We start from the raw sequence: 20,741 nt of genomic DNA, 5'->3' as shown, positions 1-20,741 counted from the left end.
CGGGTTATCGGCCGGGGGCGGCCGAAATTGACAGCCGGCGGTCAGGGGCGACCGCCGGCGGTGGCTTGCCTGCTCAGAACTCCTGCCATTGGGCCTCGCTGGCCGCGACCGCCGCGATGGCCGGGCGCGGCCGCGCCGTCGCCCGGGTTCCGGCGCGGACTGGGGTCGGGGTGGTCGGCGCATTGGCGGCGACGCCGTGGTAGGTGTCCAGCTTGAAGGCGGCGATGGCCGCGCCCAGCTGGCCGGCCTGGTCCTCCATCGAGCGCGCCGCGGCGGTGGCTTCCTCGACCAGTGCGGCGTTCTGCTGGGTGCTCTCGTCCATCTGCACCACGGTCTGGTTGACCTGCTCGATGCCGGCGGACTGCTCCTGCGAGGCGGCGGCGATCTCGCTCATGATGTCGGTGACGCGCTGCACCGAGGTCACGATCTCCTGCATGGTGCGGCCGGCCTGGTCGACCAGGGCCGAGCCTTCGGCGACGCGGCCGACCGATTCGTCGATCAGGCCCTTGATCTCCTTGGCGGCGTTGGCCGAGCGCTGGGCGAGGGTGCGCACTTCGGTGGCGACCACGGCGAAGCCGCGGCCCTGTTCGCCGGCGCGGGCCGCTTCCACCGCGGCATTCAGCGCCAGGATGTTGGTCTGGAACGCGATGCCATCGATCACGCCGATGATGTCGGCGATCTTCTTCGACGAGGCCTCGATGCCGTTCATGGTGGTGACGACCTGGCCGACCACGTCGCCGCCCTGCGAGGCGACGGCGGCCGCGCCGGCGGCGAGCTGGTTGGCCTGGCGCGCGTACTCGGCATTCTGCTTCACGGTGGAGGTCAGTTCCTCCATCGAGGCGGCGGTGCGCTCCAGGCTGGCGGCCTGCTGCTCGGTGCGGCGCGACAGGTCGCCGTTGCCGCTGGCGATCTCGGTGGAGGCGACATTGATGTTGGCGGCGGCGGCCTGGATGCGGCCGACGATGGCCGCCAACTGCGCGGCGGTGGCGTTGGCGTCGTCGCGCAGCGTGGCGAACACGCCGTGGTACTCGCCGTGCATGCGCGCGGTGAGGTCGCCGGCGGCGATGGCCTGCAGCAGCGTCGACAGCTCGCCCAGGTTGCGGTCGCTGACCGCCATCATCGCGTTGAGGTCCTGCACCATCGTCCGGAAGCCGTACTGGAACCGCTCCGGGTCGCCGCGCGTGCCGAACGCACCGGCCGCCGCCGCCTCCGCCAGCTGCTTGATCTGCTCGCTCATCGCGGTCAGGTTCTGCTTGACCATGTCCATGGTGTCGGTAAGCACGGCCTTTTCGCCGGGCAGACGGTCCATGTCCTCGGACAGGTCGCCGATCGCGTAGCGCTTGATGATGTCCAGCAGGCGCATCTTCACCGCGATGTGCGAGGCCACCAGTTCGTTGGTGCCCTTGACCATCCGTCCGTACTCGCCCGGGAATGCGGTCTCGTCCATGCGATAGCTGATGGTGCCGCTCGCGTGCTGGCGCTCCATCTCGTCCTGCGCGCGGATCACCGCGTGGATACGCGAGCGCATGATCAGCATGTCGTCCATCAGCTCGCCGATCTCGTCCTTGCCGTGCGGATAGGTGGCGCTGTCCAGTTCGCCACGTGCCACCGCCTGCGACAGGCGCTTGGCCGCGTGCAGTTGGCGCGCCATGCCGCGCGCGATCAGCCAGGCGGTGACGCCGGCGAACAGCACGGCCAGTCCCAGCAGCGCCAGGATCAGGGTCTTGGTGTTGGACAGCTGGCTGTCGGCGCGGTCCATTTCCCGATTCAGTTCGGCGACGTTGTACTCGGTCAGCGCCACGATGCGTTCGAACAGGGTGCGGCGCAGCGTCCGCGACTGGGTGTCGGAGATCTTCTTCGCGCCGGCCAGGTCGCCGGCGCGCAAGGCGGTGCCCATCTCGGTGTTGGCCTGCAGATAGGCCTTCAGCGTGTCCTGTACGCCGGCGTACATCTGCACCTGCTTGGGGTCGCGCATCATCGCCGCGATGACCTGCTGGTTCTTCGCCACCTCGGTGCGCACCTTCTGCATGCGCTTGAAATAGTCGGCCTGGGCCTGGGGATCGTCCGCCCGCGCCAACTGCGCCAGTTCGTAGGTGCGGAATTCGCCGAGCTGCGCGCGTACCTCGGCCAGGGCCTGGGTCGCCGGGACCCAGTCGTGCTGGATGCGCCTGAACTCGGCGATGGAAAGATTGGTGCGCGAGTAGGTGAGGGCCCCCAGCACCAAGGTCAGCAGCGTGGTCATGGCGAAGGCGACGATCAGCTTGTCGCGGATTTTCAGGTGCGCGAGGACGTTCATGGGCATTCCATGTGCAGCGGCGGATTGAAAAGGACGAGGCAACCGGTGGGTCAGCCGGCGAGGACGAGGCGAGGCGCGGGCTGTGACCGTGGGCGAAGGTGGCCGCGTCCACCCAGGCCCGTGCGCAAGTGGCTCCGCAGTGCCTGACCGCGGTGCGAAGCGGCTGGCAGATGCGCTGTGCCAGGCCTGCGCCTGCATGCGGCGACGCGGCATCGCCACGGGAGGCTGGACGATGGTGGACGGCGAAGGCTAGGCATCACGTGCTCCCTGGAACGGTCGCAGTCGTGACCCGGCGGTGTCATGCGCGGATCACGAAGCGTGATCCTGATATCGACTCGCGCGGCGATTGCTTGAACCGCGCCGGCACGCGAATCGTGATGCGTTACGTGATTGTTCCTATCGCAGCGGTATCGGCGCTCAATCGGCCTCGACGGTCGGGCCGGCCGTGCGCACCAGTCGCAGCGGCGCCTGTCGCGCGGCGGTACGTGCCGTTGCCGGGGGCGCGGTGCCGGCGCCGCCGTCGGCACCGGCTGGTGCCGCGTCCAGCCGGAACACCGCCGCCGCCTCGCCGAGCCGGCGGCCTTGCTCTTCCAGCGCCCGTGCCGAGGCGCCGGCTTCCTCGACCACGGCGACGTTCTGCTGGATCGCCTGGTCCATCTGCGCCACGGTGCTGCTGACCTGCTCGATGCCCATCGACTGCTCGCGCGAGGCCGCGGCGATCTCGCCGATGATGTCGGTCACGCGCTGGACCGAGGTCACGATCTCGCTCATCGTGCGGCCGGCCTGGTCGACCAGGACCGAGCCCTCGCTGACGCGACCGACCGAGTCGTCGATCAGCGTCTTGATTTCCTTGGCGGCGTTGGCCGAGCGCTGCGCCAGCGTCCGCACTTCGGTGGCGACCACGGCGAAGCCGCGGCCCTGTTCGCCGGCGCGTGCCGCTTCCACGGCGGCGTTGAGCGCCAGGATGTTGGTCTGGAAGGCGATGCCGTCGATGACGCTGATGATGTCGGCGATCTTCTTCGACGAGGCTTCGATGCCGCTCATGGTCTCGACCACCCGGCCGACCACGTCGCCGCCTTGCGAGGCCACCGAGGCCGCACCGACCGCCAGTTGATTGGCCTGCCGCGCGTGCTCGGCGTTCTGCTTGACCGTGGAGGTCAGCTCCTCCATCGATGCGGCGGTCTCTTCGAGGTTGGCGGCCTGTTGTTCGGTGCGGCGCGACAGGTCCTCGTTGCCGGTGGCCAGTTCGGTGGTGGCGCCGTGGATGCTGCGCGCCGCGGCCTGGATGCGACCGACGATGTCGGCAAGCTGGTCGGCGGTGGTGTTGGCATCCTCGCGCATCCGCGCGAACACGCCGTGGAAGTCGCCGTGCATGCGCGCGCTCAGGTCGCCGGCGGCGATGGCCTGCAGCAGCGCCGACAGCTTGCCCAGGTTGCGGTCGCTGACCTCCATCATCGCGTTGAGGTCCTGCACCATCAGCCGGAAGTCGTGCTGGAAGCGCGCTGCGTCGCCGCGCACGCTGAAGTCGCCGGCCGCGGCCGCGGCGGCCAGGCGCTTGATCTCGGTGTTGATCGCCAGCAGGCTGGCCTTGGCCGCATCCATCGATTCGTGCAGCACCGCGCGGCTGCCGGGCAGGCGGCGCGCGTCACGACGCAGGTCGCCGTTGGCGTATTCGTTGAGGACGGCGATGGCGTCGACGATGGCGTCCAGGTGCTCGAACATCATGCGGTTGATGCTCGCGGCAAGGTCGCCGTACACGCCGGGGAAATCCTCCGGCATGCGGTGGGACATGTCCTTGTCGGCGTGCAGCACCGCCATCTGTGCGGTCTCGTTGGAGAAGCGCTCCAGCATCCGGATCATCTCGCCGGTGGCGCCCAGCATCTGGCCGGTCTCGTCGCGGCCGGGATTGTCGATGCGCACGCTGAGGTCGCCACGCGACACCGCGCGGATCGCTTCCAGGCTGCGCGCCACCGGGCGCAGCACCGAGCTGCCGATCAGCCAGTTGATGCCGAAGGTGAGCAGCACCAGGATGCCGCCGGCCAGGGTCATCACCCCGGTGAAGATCAGCGCCTGTGCCTGCACGTCGTCCATGTACACGCCGGTGCCGATCACCCAGTGCCAGGGCGCGAACGGGGCGTTGTAGGACACTTTCTCCACCGGCGTGTCGTTGCCGGGCTTGGGCCACAGATAGTCGACGTAGCCGCCGCCGGCTCCGGCCACCTTCACGAATTCGCGGAAGATCGGCTTGCCGTCGGCGCTGAGCACCTGGCCGATGTCCTTGCCGATCAGATCCTTGCGGGTGGGATGCATCAGCATGGTCGGGTGCATGTCGTGCACGTAGAAGTAATCCACGCCGTCACGGGCGCGCATCGACTCCAGCGTGCGCAGGGCGGTGCGCTGCGCGTCCTCCAGCGGCATGCTGCCCTTGTCCACTTCCGCGGCATAGGCGCGTACCACGCCCAGCGCCAGTTCGATCTGGCCCTTCAGCGCCTGTTCGCGGGTGTTGCGGATGTCCAGGTACTGCATCCGCGCAGCGATCACCGCCAGCAGGACGATGCCGGCACCCAGCAACACGGTCTGCCACAGGAACTTGCGGCGCAGCGGCAGATCCGAGAGACGGGTGAGCAGTGAGCGAGACGGCATGGACGTGGTCCTTGGAGGTGTTCACTAGCCTTTAACGGCCGCGGCAGGGAAGAAATTGAGTGCGCCGTGCGGTGCGGTGTAGACAATCCTCGCGTCCACGCTGCCAAAAAAAATCCCCGGCGCGAAGGCCGGGGATGGGAAACGCTGCGACAGGCTGGGCCGGTCTCAGAATTCCTGCCAGTCCGAATCGGCCAGCGCCGGTTCGGCCTTGCGGGCGCGCACGGCGGGTTTGGCGGGAGCGACAGCCGCCGGCTTCTTCGCCACCGGTGCCGGCTTCGGCGCGGCCACCGCGTGCGGGGCATGCGTGACCACGGCCTGGGCCGACTGCTCGACACGGAAGATCGACACGGCTTCGGTCAGCTGGCCGGCCTGTTCTTCCATCGAGCGGGCGGCGGCGGTGGCTTCTTCGACCAGGGCCGCGTTCTGCTGGGTGGTCTCGTCCATCTGGGTGACGGTCTGGTTGACCTGCTCGATGCCGGCCGACTGCTCCTGCGAGGCGGCGGCGATCTCGCCCATGATGTCGGTGACGCGCTGCACCGAGGCGACGATCTCGGTCATGGTCTGGCCGGCCTGACGCACCAGGGTCGAGCCGTTGGCCACCTGGCCGACCGACGCGTCGATCAGGCCCTTGATCTCCTTGGCGGCGTTGGCCGAGCGCTGGGCGAGGGTGCGCACTTCGCTGGCGACCACGGCGAAGCCGCGGCCCTGTTCGCCGGCACGGGCGGCTTCCACCGCGGCGTTGAGCGCCAGGATGTTGGTCTGGAAGGCGATACCGTCGATGACCGAGATGATGTCGCCGATCTTCTTCGAGGACGCTTCGATCCCGCTCATGGTCTCGACCACCCGGCCGACCACGTCGCCGCCCTGCGAGGCCACCGAGGCCGCACCCGCGGCCAGCTGGTTGGCCTGGCGCGCGTGCTCGGCGTTCTGGCGCACGGTGGAGGTCAGTTCCTCCATCGAGGCGGCGGTCTCTTCGAGGTTGGCGGCCTGCTGCTCGGTACGGCGCGACAGGTCGTCGTTGCCGGCGGCGATCTCGCCGGCCGCGGCATTGATCGCGTTCGCCGCCTGCTGGATGCGGCCGACGATGGCCGCCAGCTGCTCGGCGGTGGCATTGGCGTCGTCGCGCATGGTCGCGAACACGCCCTGGAACTCGCCGTGCATGCGCGCGGTGAGGTCGCCCTGCGACAGCGCGGTCAGCAACTTCGACACCTCGCCGATGCTGTCGCCGTTGGCCTGCAGCAGGCCGTTGAGCTGCTGCGCCAGCTGCAGGAAGAAGCCGTGCTTGCCGTCCAGGCCGACGCGCCCGCTCAGGTCGCCGGCGGCGGCCTCGCGCACGATCTTGGCCACTTCCTGCTCGACCTGCGCTTCCAGGGTGCGGTCGCGCGATTCGCAGACGAAACCGATGTGGGTGCCGTGCTGGTCGCGGATCGCGGTGATGGTCTGGGCGATGCGCGCGTCGACGTAGGCCATCTCGCGCTCCATCACCCCCTTCTTTTCCAGCTCCGACAGGGTCTTGGGATCGTGCTGGTTGCCGTACTCCAGCACGGTGACCGGCGAGCCGACCAGCGGCAGGCTCGAATCGAAGGCCGGCGCCACCGAGTGGATCTGCTCGGCGTACTTGTCGGTCAGGCCCTGCATCGAGGGGTTGGCGTAGACGATGTTGTAGTCCAGGTCGACGATGAACATGCCGATCGAGGAGTTGTCCAGCGCGGTGCGGATGCGCAGGTTCTCCGAGGCGACCGCGGCGTCGCGTTCGATGCGCCCGCGCAGGTCCTGCTGCATGCGCTTGAGCGCCTGCATCAGTTCGCCGATTTCGTCCTTGCCGTTGGCGTCGATATGTCCGTCCAGCTTGCCGGCGGCGACGTCGCTGGCCACCTTGACCGCGTCGCGCACGCTGTTGGCCAGCATCCGTCCGAACAGGAAGGCCAGGCCGACCGCCGCGCCGAGGCCGATCAGCAGGCAGATCAACAGCGTCGCGGAGGCCTTGCTATAGGTGCTGCTGGCGGCATCGGCCGCGGCCTTGGCCTGGCGGTCGTTCTCGGCGATCAGGGCGATGACGTCGTCCATCACCTTGTTGTGCAGGGTGCGGGTCTCGCCGGTGAAGGTGTCGATGGCGTCGTCGTGCAGGTCCAGCTGCAGCATTTCGTCGACGGACTGGTACGAGGCGCTGGCCTTCTTCCAGTCCGCGACCAAACGGTCATAGAGCGTTTTTTCCTGCGGGCTGCCGATCCGGGGCGGATACTTGGCCAGGATCTGGTCCATCTGCTTCTTCAGTGCAATCTTGCGCGCGGCCGATTCCTTCTTCAGCGCATCGCTGCTGCGGATCAGGCTCTGGTAGGCCGCGTTGCGGTACTCGCCGAGGATGCCGCGCATTTCGCCGCCGGTGCGCACGCTCGGCACCACCTGCGACGACACATTCTTGGTCACGCCGTCGAGCGAGTTAAGACCGCGGTAGGCGGCCACGCCCTGGATGAGCATCAACGCCAGCACGACGCCGAACGCCAGCATCAGTTTGGGCATCACCTTGAGATCTTTAATCCACTGCATGAGCGCGTTTCCCGTAATTCGGAGGGGGCGACAAGGGCAAGAACGGCAAACGCCGCCGCGCCGGACCGCATGCACGGGTCCAGCACGGCGGCGCGGGGACTTACTTGATGGTGGCCAGCTTCAGGCTGGACGGCGCGCTGACCTGGATTTCGGCGCGCGAGCTGTCCCGCTCGATCTTGCCGATCACGCACACGTCCTTGCCTTCCAGGGTTTCCGGCGGGAAGCCGAACTTGCTGCGGTCGGCACCGGCGATGCGGGCCGAGAAGGTGTGGCGCGGGAACATGCCGCCCATGTACAGGAAGGTCGGCTCGCCCTCGGAATTCTGCGCGTACTTGGCTTTCTCGACCTTGCCGCAGACCATGCCGTCCTTGCCGACGAACCGGGTCGCCATCTCCGGCGGGATCATCTGCTGGGACTGGGCGAAGGTGCTGGGGCTGGCGGCGAGCAGCAGGACCAGCAGCATGGGAAAGCTCGGTTTCATGGAACGACTCCTAGAGGGCGGGGGGATGAAGTGAGGGCTGTGTGATAGCGGCCACTCTTCAGCTATCGGCCTGAAACCGGTTAACTTGATTCTCACAAGTGATAAACAGTTCGCATTTCAATAAAAAACCCGCCGGTCGGCGGGTTTCGTCTACAGCCCGGCGGCACAGGCCGCGTCAGGCGGCTTCGTCGACGTGGGCGTGCTGCTGGCCGAACTCGGCGCTGTCGAGCAGGGTCTCGATGTCCAGCAGAATCAACATCTTGTCGTCCTGGGTGCCGATGCCCGAGATGAAGCGGGTGTCGACTGCGGCGCCGAACTCGGGGGTCGGGCGGATCTGCTCCTGGTTCAGCGGGATCACGTCGGAGACGCTGTCGACCACGATGCCGACCACGCGGTTCTCGACGTTGAGCACGATCATCACGGTGAAGGCGTCGTAGCGGGCTTCCTTCAGGCGCAGCTTCAGGCGCAGGTCGATCACCGGCACGATGGTGCCGCGCAGGTTGATCACGCCCTTGATGTACTCGGGGGCGTCCGGGACCCGGGTGACCGAATCGTAGCCGCGGATTTCCTGCACCTTGAGGATATCCACGCCGTAGTGTTCTTCGCCGAGGGTGAAGCTGAGGAATTCGCCGCCGGTGGCGTCGGAGTTGGAGGTGGTCTTGTCGTTCATCGTGTGCTCCTGGTGCGCACGGGATTGCGGGTGGTGGCGTGGGTGGGAAAGCGCGACTCTGATGCTAGATCGGCGCGACCACGGCGAACTTTAGACCTGGATCGGCTGGCCGCCGGCGGCGTTCAGGAAAGTACGCCGCTCTTGCGGGCGCTGCGCTGGCGCTCGATGCGGAACACGTAGCGCTGGATCGCCGCGTCGGCACCGCGCGGCAGGTCCTGGAAGCGCATGCCCACGCGCAGGGTGTCCTGGCCGTTGGCGAGCTTGGAGACATACATGTTGCAGACCTGCAGGGTCAGCCGGATGGCGTCGGCATCGGGCAGCTGCAGCACGCAGTTCGGGTAGCTCTGTTGCAGCTGCGGCATCGGCTGGCCCTGTACCAGCGCCACCGCCAGACCACCGCCGCTGATGTCGACCACGCGCAGCTTCAGGTCGACCTGGCCGGCATCGTCGTCGATGCGCAGCACGCACAACGGCGAATCGGTGATCGGGGTCTCCAGGCGGAAATGCTCGCGCCGCTGCAGGTAGTAGAGCGATTCCGGCAGCGCGGCGCGCAGGCCCGGTTGGCCGTTGTCGTCGGTGCGCTGCGGGCTTTCGATGCGGAAACGCACCCGCACCTTGTCCAACTGGGCGAAGCACAGCAGGTACTCGGCCTGCTCGGCGGCGCGGTTGGAGGCCTCGTTGACGCTCAGGTCCAGCAGCAGGCTGTCCTCGTCCAGGTCCAGCAACGCGGTCGAGAAGGCCTGGTCGCGACCGCCCACGTGCGCGCTGACCTGCGAACGCTGCTGGATCAGCGACTGCAGCAACTGGCGGATCTGTCGCGGCTTGGTCAGCAGGAAACGGTCGTCCTCCACTTCTTCTTCCGGCGAAGTCGGGACAGGGGAGTCGCTGGGAGTGCCTTCGGCCATGGTGGAGAGTGGGTACTGGAGGTGGGTGGGGCGGCACCGGGTCGGGCCGCCCCACGCATGCTATCGGCTGAGCACGGCGTTTTTGTAGACCGGACGCACGTTGCCGGCGGTGGCGACGGCGCCCAGCGGCGGGCGCTGCTCCAGGGTGAAGGATGCCACGGCGCGCGCCAGTGCGCCGGCCTCCTGTTCCATCGAGCGGGCGCTGGCGCTGGCTTCCTCGACCAGCGCGGCGTTCTGCTGGGTCGCCTCGTCCATCTGCACGATGGTCTGGTTGACCTGCTCGATGCCGGCCGATTGTTCCTGCGAGGCCGAGGCGATGTCGCGCATGATGTCGGTGACGCGCTGCACCGAGCTGACGATCTCCTGCATGGTGCGGCCGGCCTGATCGACCAGGGCCGAGCCTTCGGCCACGCGGGTCACCGAGTCGTCGATCAGGTCCTTGATCTCCTTGGCGGCGCTGGCCGAGCGCTGCGCCAGCACGCGCACCTCGCTGGCGACCACCGCGAAGCCGCGGCCCTGTTCGCCGGCACGGGCGGCTTCCACCGCGGCGTTGAGTGCCAGGATATTGGTCTGGAAGGCGATGCCGTCGATCACCGAGATGATGTCGGCGATCTTCTTCGAGGAGGCTTCGATGCCGCTCATGGTGGTGACCACCTGGCCGACCACGCTGCCGCCTTGCGAGGCGACGGCCGCCGCGCCGACCGCCAACTGGTCGGCCTGGTGCGCATGCTCGGCGTTCTGCTTGACGGTGGAGGTCAGTTCCTCCATCGAGGCGGCGGTTTCCTCCAGACTGGCGGCCTGCTGCTCGGTGCGGCGCGACAGGTCGTCGTTGCCGGCGGCGATCTCGCCGGCGGCGGTGTTGATCGCGTCCGAGGCGCCCTGGATCTGCCGCACGATCGCCGACAGTTGCTCGGCGGTGGCGTTGGCGTCGTCCTTCATGTTCGCGTACACGCCCTGCAGGTCGGCATCGATGCGCCGCGACAGGTCGCCCTGGGCCAGCGCGCGCAGCATCTGCTGGATGTGACCCAGGCCGGAGGCGCCGGCGGCGAGCATGGCGTTGATCTGTTCGCCCAGCTGCAGCAGGAAGCCGTGCTTGTCGTCCAGGCGGATGCGCCCGCCGAGGTCGCCGGCGACCGCACCGCGCACGATGCCGGCGATCTCCTCTTCCACCGCCACTTCCTCGGTGCGGTCGGCCCATTCCACCACGAAGCCCAGGCGGTTGCCGGCAGCGTCGGTGACCGGATTGACGATCAGCCGCATGGTGTGGCCGCCGACGCGGATCTGCGCGCGGTGGGTGCCCTTCAGCTCGGCGAGCATGCGCGCCTGGTGCTCGGGATGGCGATGGAACACGTCGATGGTCTTGCCCAGCAGGTCGCTGGCATCGAACTGCGGCAGGTCGCGGCGCAGGTCGTCCTGCACGTCGCTCAGCATCTGCAGCAGCGGCCGGTTGACGTAGACGATGCGGCGCTCGGCGTCGGCGATCATCACGTTGGTGGTGACGTCGTCCAGCGCAGTGCGGATGCGCAGGGCCTCGCGCTGCGCCTCGCTGTCCTGCTCGCGGCTGCGCAGCAACTGCGCGTTGGCCGCCACCAGGGTGTGGGCAATGGATCCTTCCGGCAGGTCCAGCGCGCGGATCGCCGCCGACAGCGGCTGCTGCTGGGCCATCGCACGCGCGGCCTGCGCCAGGTCGTGCGGATCGTGGCCCACGTCCAGCAGCTGCCGGCGCATCTGCACCGCCATCGGCACCAGGATCGCGGTTTCCACGGCCACGTACAGCGCATGGATGACCAGGATGCCGATGCCCGCGTCGGCGGTGAACGCCAGCACCGGCAGGCCGCGGTGCTGCAGCCAGAAGAACAGCACGTGATGCACGGCGATGGCCGCGGCGGCGACCACGATCGGCCGCCAGTCGCGGTAGTACAGCAGTAGCGCGATCAGCAGGATCACGCCGAAGTGCACCTCGACCATGCCGCCGGACTGCTGGATCAGCACGGCGGCCTGCACCATCAGGCCCAGCGCCACGGTGCAGCGGCTCAACAGGCTGCCCGGGTACAGCTTCACCTGCAGGGCAACGACGGCCAGGGTCGGCAGGCTGACCGCCAGCCATGGTGTCCACGCGGCCTCATGCCAGGCGGCGACCAGGCTGGCGAGCGTGGCCAGGACGGACACCGTCACGAACAGCCGGTCGGCCTGCGCCGCCAGTTTCTGCAGGTAGACGTAGCGCTCGTTGCCGACGAGAAAATGGCCTTGGGTAGGCGAGGCGCTCATGCAAGGGGTTCCTTGGAGTCGGTGGGACAGCCACATTGGGCGGGAGAGATCAGCGGCGACGTGTCGCCGGCGGCCAGCAAGCGTGGGATCAGCGCAGCGGCGGCGATGGACGTGCCGCATCCGGCCAGGTGCGCCGGACCGGCATAGATCAGGCGCGCGTGCGCATCGAACACGATCAGCGCATACGGCAGCGCCAGCGGCGCCGGACGGTCGCGCAGGTCGACGCTGTGGATGCCAGGCAGTGCGAGGGCCGCAGGTGCGGCGCAGGCGCAGCCGGCCACGCGCAGGCGAAACGCCACGGCCTGGCCGGTGGCGATGGACGCGGGGGCGAACGCCAGCAGGCGTGCGCGGATGGCCTCGGCACTGTCGGCCGGTGGCGGAGTGGCGAGCGCAACCAAGTGGCTGGCGGCCCAGATGCTCCAGAGCACCAGCAGCAACAGTCCCCATGGCATGCGGGCGAAACGTCGCGAACGGTGCGTCGTGGCGGAGGGTGCCTGCATGGGAAATCGGCCCGCGCGACGCCGGTACTCACCGGCTGCTCACGTTATCGACAGCGTCTACGGTTCCTTAAGGCGTCATTCATCACAATTCACGTGGTGGTAACGATGCTGATGTGCGCGTCTTGCGAAAAAACGCGATGTGCAGTGCCGGAAACGCATTCGGCCGCGGAATGGCCGCGGCCGAATGGTGTGTAGGGTGAGGCCTCGGTATAGGGCGCCGGGGCCCGGGCGCGACAGATGCCCGCTTCTGGTTGCGCTACCGCGCGCCTGCACTCAGGCGAAGGCGTGTGCCGGCCTGCGCGCGGCCGGCACCGCCGACGGGCGCAGCGGCGATGTCGCCGCTTCCACCTTGAACACCGCCACCGCCTGGCGCAGTAGCCCGGCCTGATCCTCCATCGAGCGGGCGGCGGCGGTGGCTTCCTCGACCAGGGCGGCGTTCTGCTGGGTGCTCTCGTCCATCTGGGTGACGGTGCGGTTGACCTGCTCGATGCCCGACGATTGCTCCTGCGAGGCCGCGGCGATCTCGCTCATGATGTCGGTGACGTGCTGCACCGAGGTCACGATCTCCTGCATGGTGGTGCCGGCGCGCTCGACCAGGGCCGAGCCTTCGGCGACACGGCCGACCGACTCGTCGATCAGCGTCTTGATCTCCTTGGCGGCGTTGGCCGAGCGCTGGGCGAGGGTGCGCACTTCGCTGGCGACCACGGCGAAACCGCGGCCCTGTTCGCCGGCACGGGCGGCTTCCACCGCGGCGTTGAGCGCCAGGATGTTGGTCTGGAAGGCGATGCCGTCGATGACCGAGATGATGTCGGCGATCTTCTTCGAGGAGGTCTCGATGCCGCTCATGGTCTGCACCACCTGGCCGACCACAGCGCCGCCCTGCGACGCCACCGCGGCCGCGCCGGCGGCGAGGCGGTTGGCGTCGCGCGCGCGCTCGGCGTTCTGCTTGACGGTGGAGGTCAGTTCCTCCATCGACGCAGCGGTTTCCTCCAGGCTGGCGGCCTGCTGCTCGGTGCGGCGCGAGAGGTCGTCGTTGCCGGTGGCGATTTCGGCGGCGGCGCCGTTGATGCTGACCGCGGCGGTCTGGATGCGCGCGACGATGGCCGCCAGTTGTGCGGTGGTGGCATTGGCGTCGTCGCGCATGGTGGCGAACACGCCCTGGAAGTCGCCGTGCATGCGCGCGGTGAGGTCGCCGGCGGCGATCGACTGCAGCAGGGCGGACAGCGCCTGCAGGTTGCCGTCGGCGGTGGCCATCAGCTGGTTGAGGCTGTCGACCATCAGCCGGAAGTCGTACTGGAAGCGCTCGGCGTCACCACGCACGCTGAAGTCGCCGGCCGCCGCGGCGCCGGCCAGGTGCTTGATCTCGCGGTTCATCGCGGTCAGGTTGTGCTTGACCGTATCCATCGTCTCGGTGAGGCGGGCCTTTTCGCCAGGCAGCCGATCCATGTCCTCGGACAGGTCGCCGATGGCATAGCGGCCCATGATCTGCGCCAGGCGCTCGGTCACGGCGATGTGCGCGGCGGCCAGCGCGTTGCTGTCGCGGACCATGCGCCCGTAGTCGCCGGGGAAGCTGCTTTCGTCCATGCGGTAGCTGGTCTGGCCCACGTCGTGGCGCCGCGCCATCTCGGTCTGGGCGGCCAGCACCTCGCGTAGCTGTTGCTGCATGCGCTGCATGTCGGCCAGCAGCCGGCCGCTTTCGTCGCGGCTGGGCACCACGATCCGCGCGTCGAGGCGGCCTTCGGCGATGTCGGCGGCGACGCTGGCAGCGCGACGTACATTGCGGGTCAGCGTGAGCAGCGTGTGCGCACAGATCGCCGCGATCAGCAGGGTCAACACGCCGAGTCCGGACGCCGCGGACCACATCGCCTGCAGCGACGCGTCCAGGTGCCGTTGCGACTGGCGTTGCAGGGCCTGCAAGGCGGTGGCGCTCAGCCCGTGCAGGGCTTCGTCCCAGCCGTGCAGGGCCGCGTTCCAGCGCTGGTCGGCGTCGGCGCCGCCGCTGTCCAGGGCCTGCGCCAGTTGCGGCAGGGCACGGTCGGCGACGGCGGCTTCGCTGGTCACCGCCTGCGTCAGCGCCGGATCCTGCTGCTCGAGCAGGCCAAGGGCCTTCTTCAGTTCATGCCGCAGGCGCGCCTGATCGCGCGCCAACTCACCGATCTGGGCGCGCAGGACCGGGGTCTCCGTGCCCGCTTGGGACGGATCATGCATCGCGTCCAGTCGGGTCAGGGTCTGGCTGGTCACCGGGGCGTAGATCAGGCTGCTGACCACCAGGTGGTAGCTCTCCACGTAGGGCGTGTAGACCAGTTGGCTGTCGTCGCGCAGGGCGTCCAGGGCGTCGTCGGCGTGGTCTGCGACCGCCGCGAAGTCGGTGCGCCTGGTCTGCAAGGTCTGCTGCAGCTGCGCCAGCGCCGCCGTGCTGCGGTCGAAGCCGGGCAGGGCCGGCACGGTCCGTTGCAGTTCGCCCAGCGCCCGGTCCGCGGTGACGCGCGCCTGCGCCGCCTCGGCGGCGGTGCCGACCTGTTCTTCCTGCAGGGCCGCCAGCAGCGTCAGCATCTGCCGTAGCGGCGCATAGCTGCGCAACTCGGCGCGGCTGACCTCCACGCCGTCGTTGAGCGTGCGGGTGTACAGCAGCAGCGGAATGGCCAGGCCGATCAGGGCCAGGACCCCGATCAGGCTGAGCTTGCGCGCGATGGGAAGGTCGTGCCAGACCCGCAAACGGGAGCGGCGTTCGGAGGCGGGCGGAGCGGCGTGGTTCGCGGAGTGCGACGTCATTGCGCGGGTCTCGGAGGAAGAGCGAAAGAAGGCATGCGCTCCAGGGGAGCGCATGCCAGGGGAATGCGGGAACGTGGCAGCCGGGAACGTCGCCTAGGCAGGATGACGCGTGCGACGGGATCGCGCGCGCTCGTCCGACTCGGGCATTTCTTTAGCGGCGGCGTTAGACAAAAATTGAATCTGTGATCCGTTCTGGTTAGACGGGCATCAGGGTTGTGGGATCGGTGTGATGGTCGGATGGGAGCACTTACGCTGCCCGGTCGCACGCGGATGCAGCCCGACACCGGAATCGGCGCGATTTGCGTACCACCGCACGTTCCGGGGATCGCACACCCAATGAGGATGCCGCCGGAATGGCCGCGGCCTGCAGGTGCCGGTACGCCCCAGTTGAGTCACGTCGTCCGAAGGGCGCTGCGCGTGGGCGCCGCTGGTGTCGCACCCGGCTGACAGCACCTGGCGTTCGCCGTGACGACGCGGACGCCGCGCGCGGCAGTTTCGCGGTGGTGTGCCCGGACGCGCGGACACACGATCGCCGGCTGCACGTGTCCGCGCAGCCGGCATCGGAAGCAATGACAGGATGTGCCGCGTGCCGGGGCGTGGCGGCCATGCCCTATGTGCCTTGGCCTCAGAACTCCTGCCAGGCGTCGCCATTGCTGGCGGCGGCCACGGTACGGCGTGCCGCCGGTTGCGGCGCGCGCCGGCCTTGCCCGCGACCCGCGCCGCCGGCTTGGCCGGCGCCGCGCGTCCCGCGGCCGGTCGCGCGATGCTGGCGACACTGTCGATCTTGAACAGCGCGACCGCATCGCTGAGCTGGCCGGCCTGCTCTTCCATCGAGCGGGCGGCGGCGGTGGCTTCTTCGACCAGGGCGGCGTTCTGCTGGGTGGTCTCGTCCATCTGGGTGACGGTCTGGTTGACCTGCTCGATGCCGGCGGATTGCTCCTGCGACGCCGCCGAGATCTCGCCCATGATGTCGGTGACGCGCTGCACCGAGGCGACGATCTCGCTCATGGTGCGGCCGGCCTGGTCGACCAGGGCCGACCCGGTGGCGACACGGCCGACCGACTCGTCGATCAGCGTCTTGATCTCCTTGGCGGCGTTGGCCGAGCGCTGGGCGAGGGTGCGCACTTCGCTGGCGACCACGGCGAAGCCGCGGCCCTGTTCGCCGGCACGGGCAGCTTCCACCGCCGCGTTGAGCGCCAGGATGTTGGTCTGGAAGGCGATGCCGTCGATCACCGAGATGATGTCGGCGATCCGCTTCGAGGAGGCCTGGATGCCGCTCATGGTCTCGACGACCTGTCCGACCACGTCGCCGCCCTGCGAGGCCACCGAGGCAGCGCCCACCGCCAACTGATTGGCCTGGCGGGCGTGCTCGGCGTTCTGCTTCACGGTGGAGGTCAGCTCCTCCATCGAGGCCGCGGTCTCCTCCAGGCTGGCGGCCTGCTGCTCGGTACGGCGCGACAGGTCGTCGTTGCCGGCGGCGATCTCGGTGGCGGCGGCATTGATGCTGACCGCCGCGGTCTGGATGCGGCCGACGATGCCGGTCAACTGGTCGGCGGTGGCGTTGGCGTCGTCGCGCATGGTGGCGAACACGCCGTGGAACTCGCCGTCCATGCGTGCGGTCAGGTCGCCTGCGGCGATGGACTGCAACAGTGCCGACAGCTTGCCCAGGTTGCGATCGCTCACCTCCATCATCGCGTTGAGGTCCTGCACCATCAGCCGGAAGTCGTGCTGGAAGTGCGCGGCATCGCCGCGGGCGCTGAAGTCGCCGGCCGCGGCCGCGGCGGCCAGGCGCTTGATCTCGGTGTTGATCGCCAGCAGGCTGGCCTTGGCCGCGTCCATCGACTCGTGCAGCACGGCGCGACTGCCGGGCAGGCGGCGCGCGTCGCGGCGCAGGTCGCCGTTGGCGTATTCGTTGAGCACGCCGATGGCATCGACGATGGCATCCAGGTGCTCGAACATCATGGTGTTGATGCCCTTGCTCAACTCGCCGTACACGCCCGGGAAGTCCTGCGGCATGCGGTGGCTGATGTCCTTGTCGGCGTGCAGCTCGATCATCAACGCGGTTTCGCGGGAGAAGCGTTGCAACTGGGTCTGCATGCGGCCCATCGCGACCAGCAGGCGGCCGGGTTCGTCGCGCGCGTCGGTGCTCACGTCGTTGTCCAGGCGTCCGTCGGCGATGGCCTCGGCGGCGCGGGTGGCGCGGCCCAGCGGCCCGGTCAGGCTACGGGTGATCGTCCAGCCCAGCAGGCCGCTGACCAGCAGGACGGCGAGGCCGCCGGAGATCAGAACGATGCGGCCACGCGCCATCGCCGCCGAGGACGCCGCATAAGCTTCCTGGCTCAAGCGCCGCTGCAGATCGGCATTGGCGCGGATCGCCGCCTGCTGCTTGTCCATCGCCACGGCGGCATCGCCCAGCAGCAATGTCTGCGCCTGGACGTTTTGATTCTTCTCGCCCAGCGCCAGCACCTGATTGTTGAGCTGCACCGACTGGGCGAGTGCGCTCTCGATCGCGGCCATGGCCTGGCGTTCGGCCGGGTTCGCCGGCATCGCCGACAGCGCATCGTGCGCAGCCTTGTAGCGCGCCCGGTTGGTCTGCACGATGTTCAGCATCTTCTGGTTGGCCGCATCGCCGTCGACGATGGTGATGGACAGCAGCCCGATCTGCACGTTGGTGTTGGCATCCAGCATCTCGTTGGAGAGGCGCACCTTTTCCATGTTGCCGTTGACGATGCTGTCCAGTTCGCGATGCGCCCTGGTCATGGTCAGCAAGCCCATGGCGACCAGCACGGCGGACAGCAGGATGAGGATGCCGAACGCCATGCCCAGGCGCCGACCGACGTTGTAGCGTTGCAGAAGTGCGTTCATAGCCGACCTTTCGGGGGACAGAGGGGGAACCGGGCCGTAAGCGCTGGCGATCAGCGATTGCGACACGACCTGGCAATGCCGTGTCGCACCCTCGATATCGACATGGCGGTGAGAAATTGAGCAATTCTCACGGACGTGTTGGCAGGCGGTTAGGAAGCTGTCTGCGGTCAGACTGCTGTTGGTCGGCAAGGGCAAAATCCGACGCGGTTCCGACATGCGCTGGCGTGTAATAGACCAGTCTTCGCCCTGCGTCTCGCTCGTCTGTGTTGGCGGGCCTGGCGTGCACCGCGCAGGCGTGGCGGTGCCGCCGCAGTCGGTCGCCATGCCGGCGGCATGGCGACCGTGCGCCTCAGAACTCCTGCCAGTCGCCGCCGACCGCGACCGCGGCGCGCTTGGCGGTCGGCTTGTGCGAACGCGCCGCCACACGCTGCGCTTTGGCCGCAACGGACGGTCCGCGTGCAGGCGCCGGGCGCACGCCCCCGGCCGCTTCGCCGACGCTGTCGATCTTGAACAGCGCCACGGTGCTGGTGAGCGCACCAGCCTGTTCTTCCATCGCCCGCGCCGCCGCCGTGGCCTCTTCCACGAGTGCCGCGTTCTGCTGGGTGGTCTCGTCCATCTGCACCACGGTGTGGTTGACCTGTTCGATGCCGGTCGACTGCTCCTGCGAGGCGGCCGAGATCTCGCCCATGATGTCGGTGACGCGCTGCACCGACGCCACGATCTCGCTCATGGTGCGGCCGGCCTGGTCGACCAGGACCGAACCTTTTGCCACGCGGGTGACCGAGTCGTCGATCAGGCCCTTGATTTCCTTTGCAGCACCCGCCGAGCGTTGCGCCAGGGTGCGAACTTCGCTGGCCACCACCGCGAAACCGCGGCCCTGGTCGCCGGCTCGCGCGGCTTCCACCGCCGCGTTCAACGCCAGGATGTTGGTCTGGAACGCGATGCCGTCGATGACGCTGATGATGTCGGCGATCTTCTTCGACGAGGCCTCGATCCCGCTCATGGTCTCGACGACCTGTCCGACCACGCTGCCGCCTTGCGAAGCCACCGAGGCAGCACCCACCGCCAACTGATTGGCCTGGCGGGCGTGTTCGGCGTTCTGCTTGACGGTGGAGGTCAGTTCTTCCATCGACGCGGCGGTCTCCTCCAGGCTGGCGGCCTGCTGCTCGGTGCGGCGCGACAGGTCGTCGTTGCCGGCGGCGATCTCGGTGGCCGCGGCGTTGATGCTGACCGCGGCGGTCTGGATGCGGCCGACGATCGCCGCCAACTGCTCGACGGTGGTGTTGGCGTCGTCGCGCATCCTGGCAAACACGCCGTGGTAGTCGCCGTGCATGCGCGCGGTGAGGTCGCCGGCGGCGATGGATCGCAGCATCTGCGACAGCGCCTGCAGGTTGCCGTCGGCAGTGGCCATCAGTTGGTTGAGACTCTCGACGATGGCGCGGAAATCGTACTGGAAGTAGACGGTGTCACCGCGTGCGGCGAAATCGCCGGCCAGGGCGGCGGCGGCGAGCTGGTTGATCTCGCCACTCATGCGCATCAGATTGCCCTTCACCGCGGCCATCGCCGTGGTGATCGTGGCCTTCTCGCCGGGCAGTTGCGGCATGTCCTGGGAAAGGTCGCCGATCGCGTAGCGTTCGATCAGATGCACGGTCTGCATTTTCACGGCGATGTGATCGCCGACCATCTTGTTCGCGTCGTGGACCATGCGCGCGTAGTCGCCCGTGAACGCGCTCTCGTCCATGCGGTAGCTGATCTCGCCGAGTTCGTGGCGGCGCGCCATTTCATCCTGCGCGCGCATCAGGTTGCGCAATTGCGTCTGCATGGTGTGCATCGCATTCAGCAGCCGGCCCGGTTCGTCGCGCGTGTCGGTGGCGACGTCGTTGTCCAGGCGCCCGCTCGCGATGGCTTCGGCGGCACGGGTGGCACGGTGCAGCGGCAGGGTCAGGCTGCGAGTGATGGCCCACCCCAGCAGGCCGCTGACCAGCAGCACCATCACGCCGCCGGCGATCAGCATGTGGCGGCCGTCGGCGATCGCCTGCGTCGCGTTGGCGTACGCGGTCTGCAACTGCTCGTTCTGCAGGTCCACGTTGTCGCGGATGTAGCCGTTCCAGGTCAGGGTGGCAGGACGTGAGCGGTTGATCAGGAAGGCCTGCGCTTCGTCGTTGCGATTGGCGAGAGAGAGCGCGATGACCTGGTCGTTCAGTGCGCGCGCGGTCGCCCGTGCCGCGTCGATCTTTGCACGCACCACCTTGCCTTTCGCGGAGGGCGGGAACTTGTCCAGCTCGGCACGCAATTCGGTGTAACGCTGACGCTGCTTCTTGATCTCTGCCACAGCCTGCTGGTTGAGTTCGTCGCTGGTCACCATCGCCAGCGTACCCAGCGCGCCAAGAATCTTGTTGTTGGCGTCGAGCATGTCGTTGCTGATGCGGGTCTTCTCGACGTTCTTCTTGACGATCTGGTCCAGTTCGGTCTAGGCGCGCGACATGGAGACCATGCCGGCCACGACCAGCATGCAGGAGAGCAGGATCAATAGACCGAACGCGCCAGCGAGGCGGCGTCCGACGTTGTAGCGTTGCAGAAAGGCATTCATGTCGACCTCTTCGTTGACGGTGTTCCTGGGACGTCCAGGTGCTTGTCCCGACGGCTCCGGCGGCGTGTGCGCGACCGGAGGAGTGGGCGTGGCGGTCAGAAGGTGAAGAAAGGAAACCCAGTGCCTAGCTGTGCAGCGCGTTCCGCCGTCGCCCAGATGTGATATCGGCGTGACGGCGCAATCCTCGATACGTCGTTGGTCGTA

9 protein-coding genes and 2 pseudogenes are annotated in these 20,741 nt (G+C 68.3%); all 11 read right to left on the bottom strand.

The window, feature by feature from the left end; translation table 11 throughout:
- Positions 1 to 73 precede the first annotated feature (73 nt).
- Positions 74 to 2,296, bottom strand: coding sequence for a methyl-accepting chemotaxis protein (locus tag PG878_RS11300; protein WP_209029195.1), 2,223 nt, complete (start codon positions 2,294 to 2,296; stop codon positions 74 to 76).
- A 417-nt stretch (positions 2,297 to 2,713) separates the two neighbouring features.
- A complete protein-coding gene (locus PG878_RS11295; RefSeq protein WP_209029196.1) occupies positions 2,714 to 4,939 on the bottom strand; it encodes a methyl-accepting chemotaxis protein in 2,226 nt (741 codons plus the stop codon).
- A 165-nt stretch (positions 4,940 to 5,104) separates the two neighbouring features.
- Positions 5,105 to 7,486: a methyl-accepting chemotaxis protein gene (locus tag PG878_RS11290; protein ID WP_209029197.1), complete on the bottom strand. Its 2,382-nt coding sequence runs from the start codon at positions 7,484 to 7,486 to the stop codon at positions 5,105 to 5,107.
- Positions 7,487 to 7,586: 100 nt separating this feature from the next.
- Positions 7,587 to 7,967: a hypothetical protein gene (locus PG878_RS11285; protein WP_244667628.1), complete on the bottom strand. Its 381-nt coding sequence runs from the start codon at positions 7,965 to 7,967 to the stop codon at positions 7,587 to 7,589.
- Between the two features lie 175 nt (positions 7,968 to 8,142).
- The gene (locus tag PG878_RS11280; protein WP_209029198.1) at positions 8,143 to 8,637 is read right to left on the bottom strand and encodes a chemotaxis protein CheW; all 495 of its coding nucleotides are present in this window, start codon (positions 8,635 to 8,637) and stop codon (positions 8,143 to 8,145) included.
- A 122-nt stretch (positions 8,638 to 8,759) separates the two neighbouring features.
- On the bottom strand, positions 8,760 to 9,542 hold the full coding sequence (locus tag PG878_RS11275; protein ID WP_209029199.1) for a flagellar brake protein: 783 nt from the start codon (positions 9,540 to 9,542) through the stop codon (positions 8,760 to 8,762).
- 60 nt (positions 9,543 to 9,602) lie between these two features.
- Positions 9,603 to 11,810 (bottom strand): methyl-accepting chemotaxis protein, encoded by a 2,208-nt coding sequence (locus PG878_RS11270; RefSeq protein WP_209029200.1) that lies wholly within the window; start codon positions 11,808 to 11,810, stop codon positions 9,603 to 9,605.
- Complete coding sequence (locus PG878_RS11265; RefSeq protein WP_244672390.1) at positions 11,807 to 12,262, bottom strand: hypothetical protein; 456 nt, start codon at positions 12,260 to 12,262, stop codon at positions 11,807 to 11,809. Before PG878_RS11265 ends, PG878_RS11270 begins: the two co-directional genes overlap by 4 nt.
- Before the next feature lie 321 nt (positions 12,263 to 12,583).
- Complete coding sequence (locus PG878_RS11260; protein WP_209029201.1) at positions 12,584 to 15,082, bottom strand: methyl-accepting chemotaxis protein; 2,499 nt, start codon at positions 15,080 to 15,082, stop codon at positions 12,584 to 12,586.
- A 625-nt stretch (positions 15,083 to 15,707) separates the two neighbouring features.
- Positions 15,708 to 17,947, bottom strand: a pseudogene (locus PG878_RS11255) (methyl-accepting chemotaxis protein).
- Positions 17,948 to 18,296: 349 nt separating this feature from the next.
- Positions 18,297 to 20,537 (bottom strand): annotated as a pseudogene (locus tag PG878_RS11250) (methyl-accepting chemotaxis protein).
- Positions 20,538 to 20,741: the final 204 nt, after the last annotated feature.

Origin of the sequence: Xanthomonas hawaiiensis (genome assembly GCF_031834635.1) — a bacterium.
Lineage (GTDB): Bacteria > Pseudomonadota > Gammaproteobacteria > Xanthomonadales > Xanthomonadaceae > Xanthomonas_A > Xanthomonas_A sacchari.
This window is presented reverse-complemented; position numbering and strand designations above follow the sequence as displayed.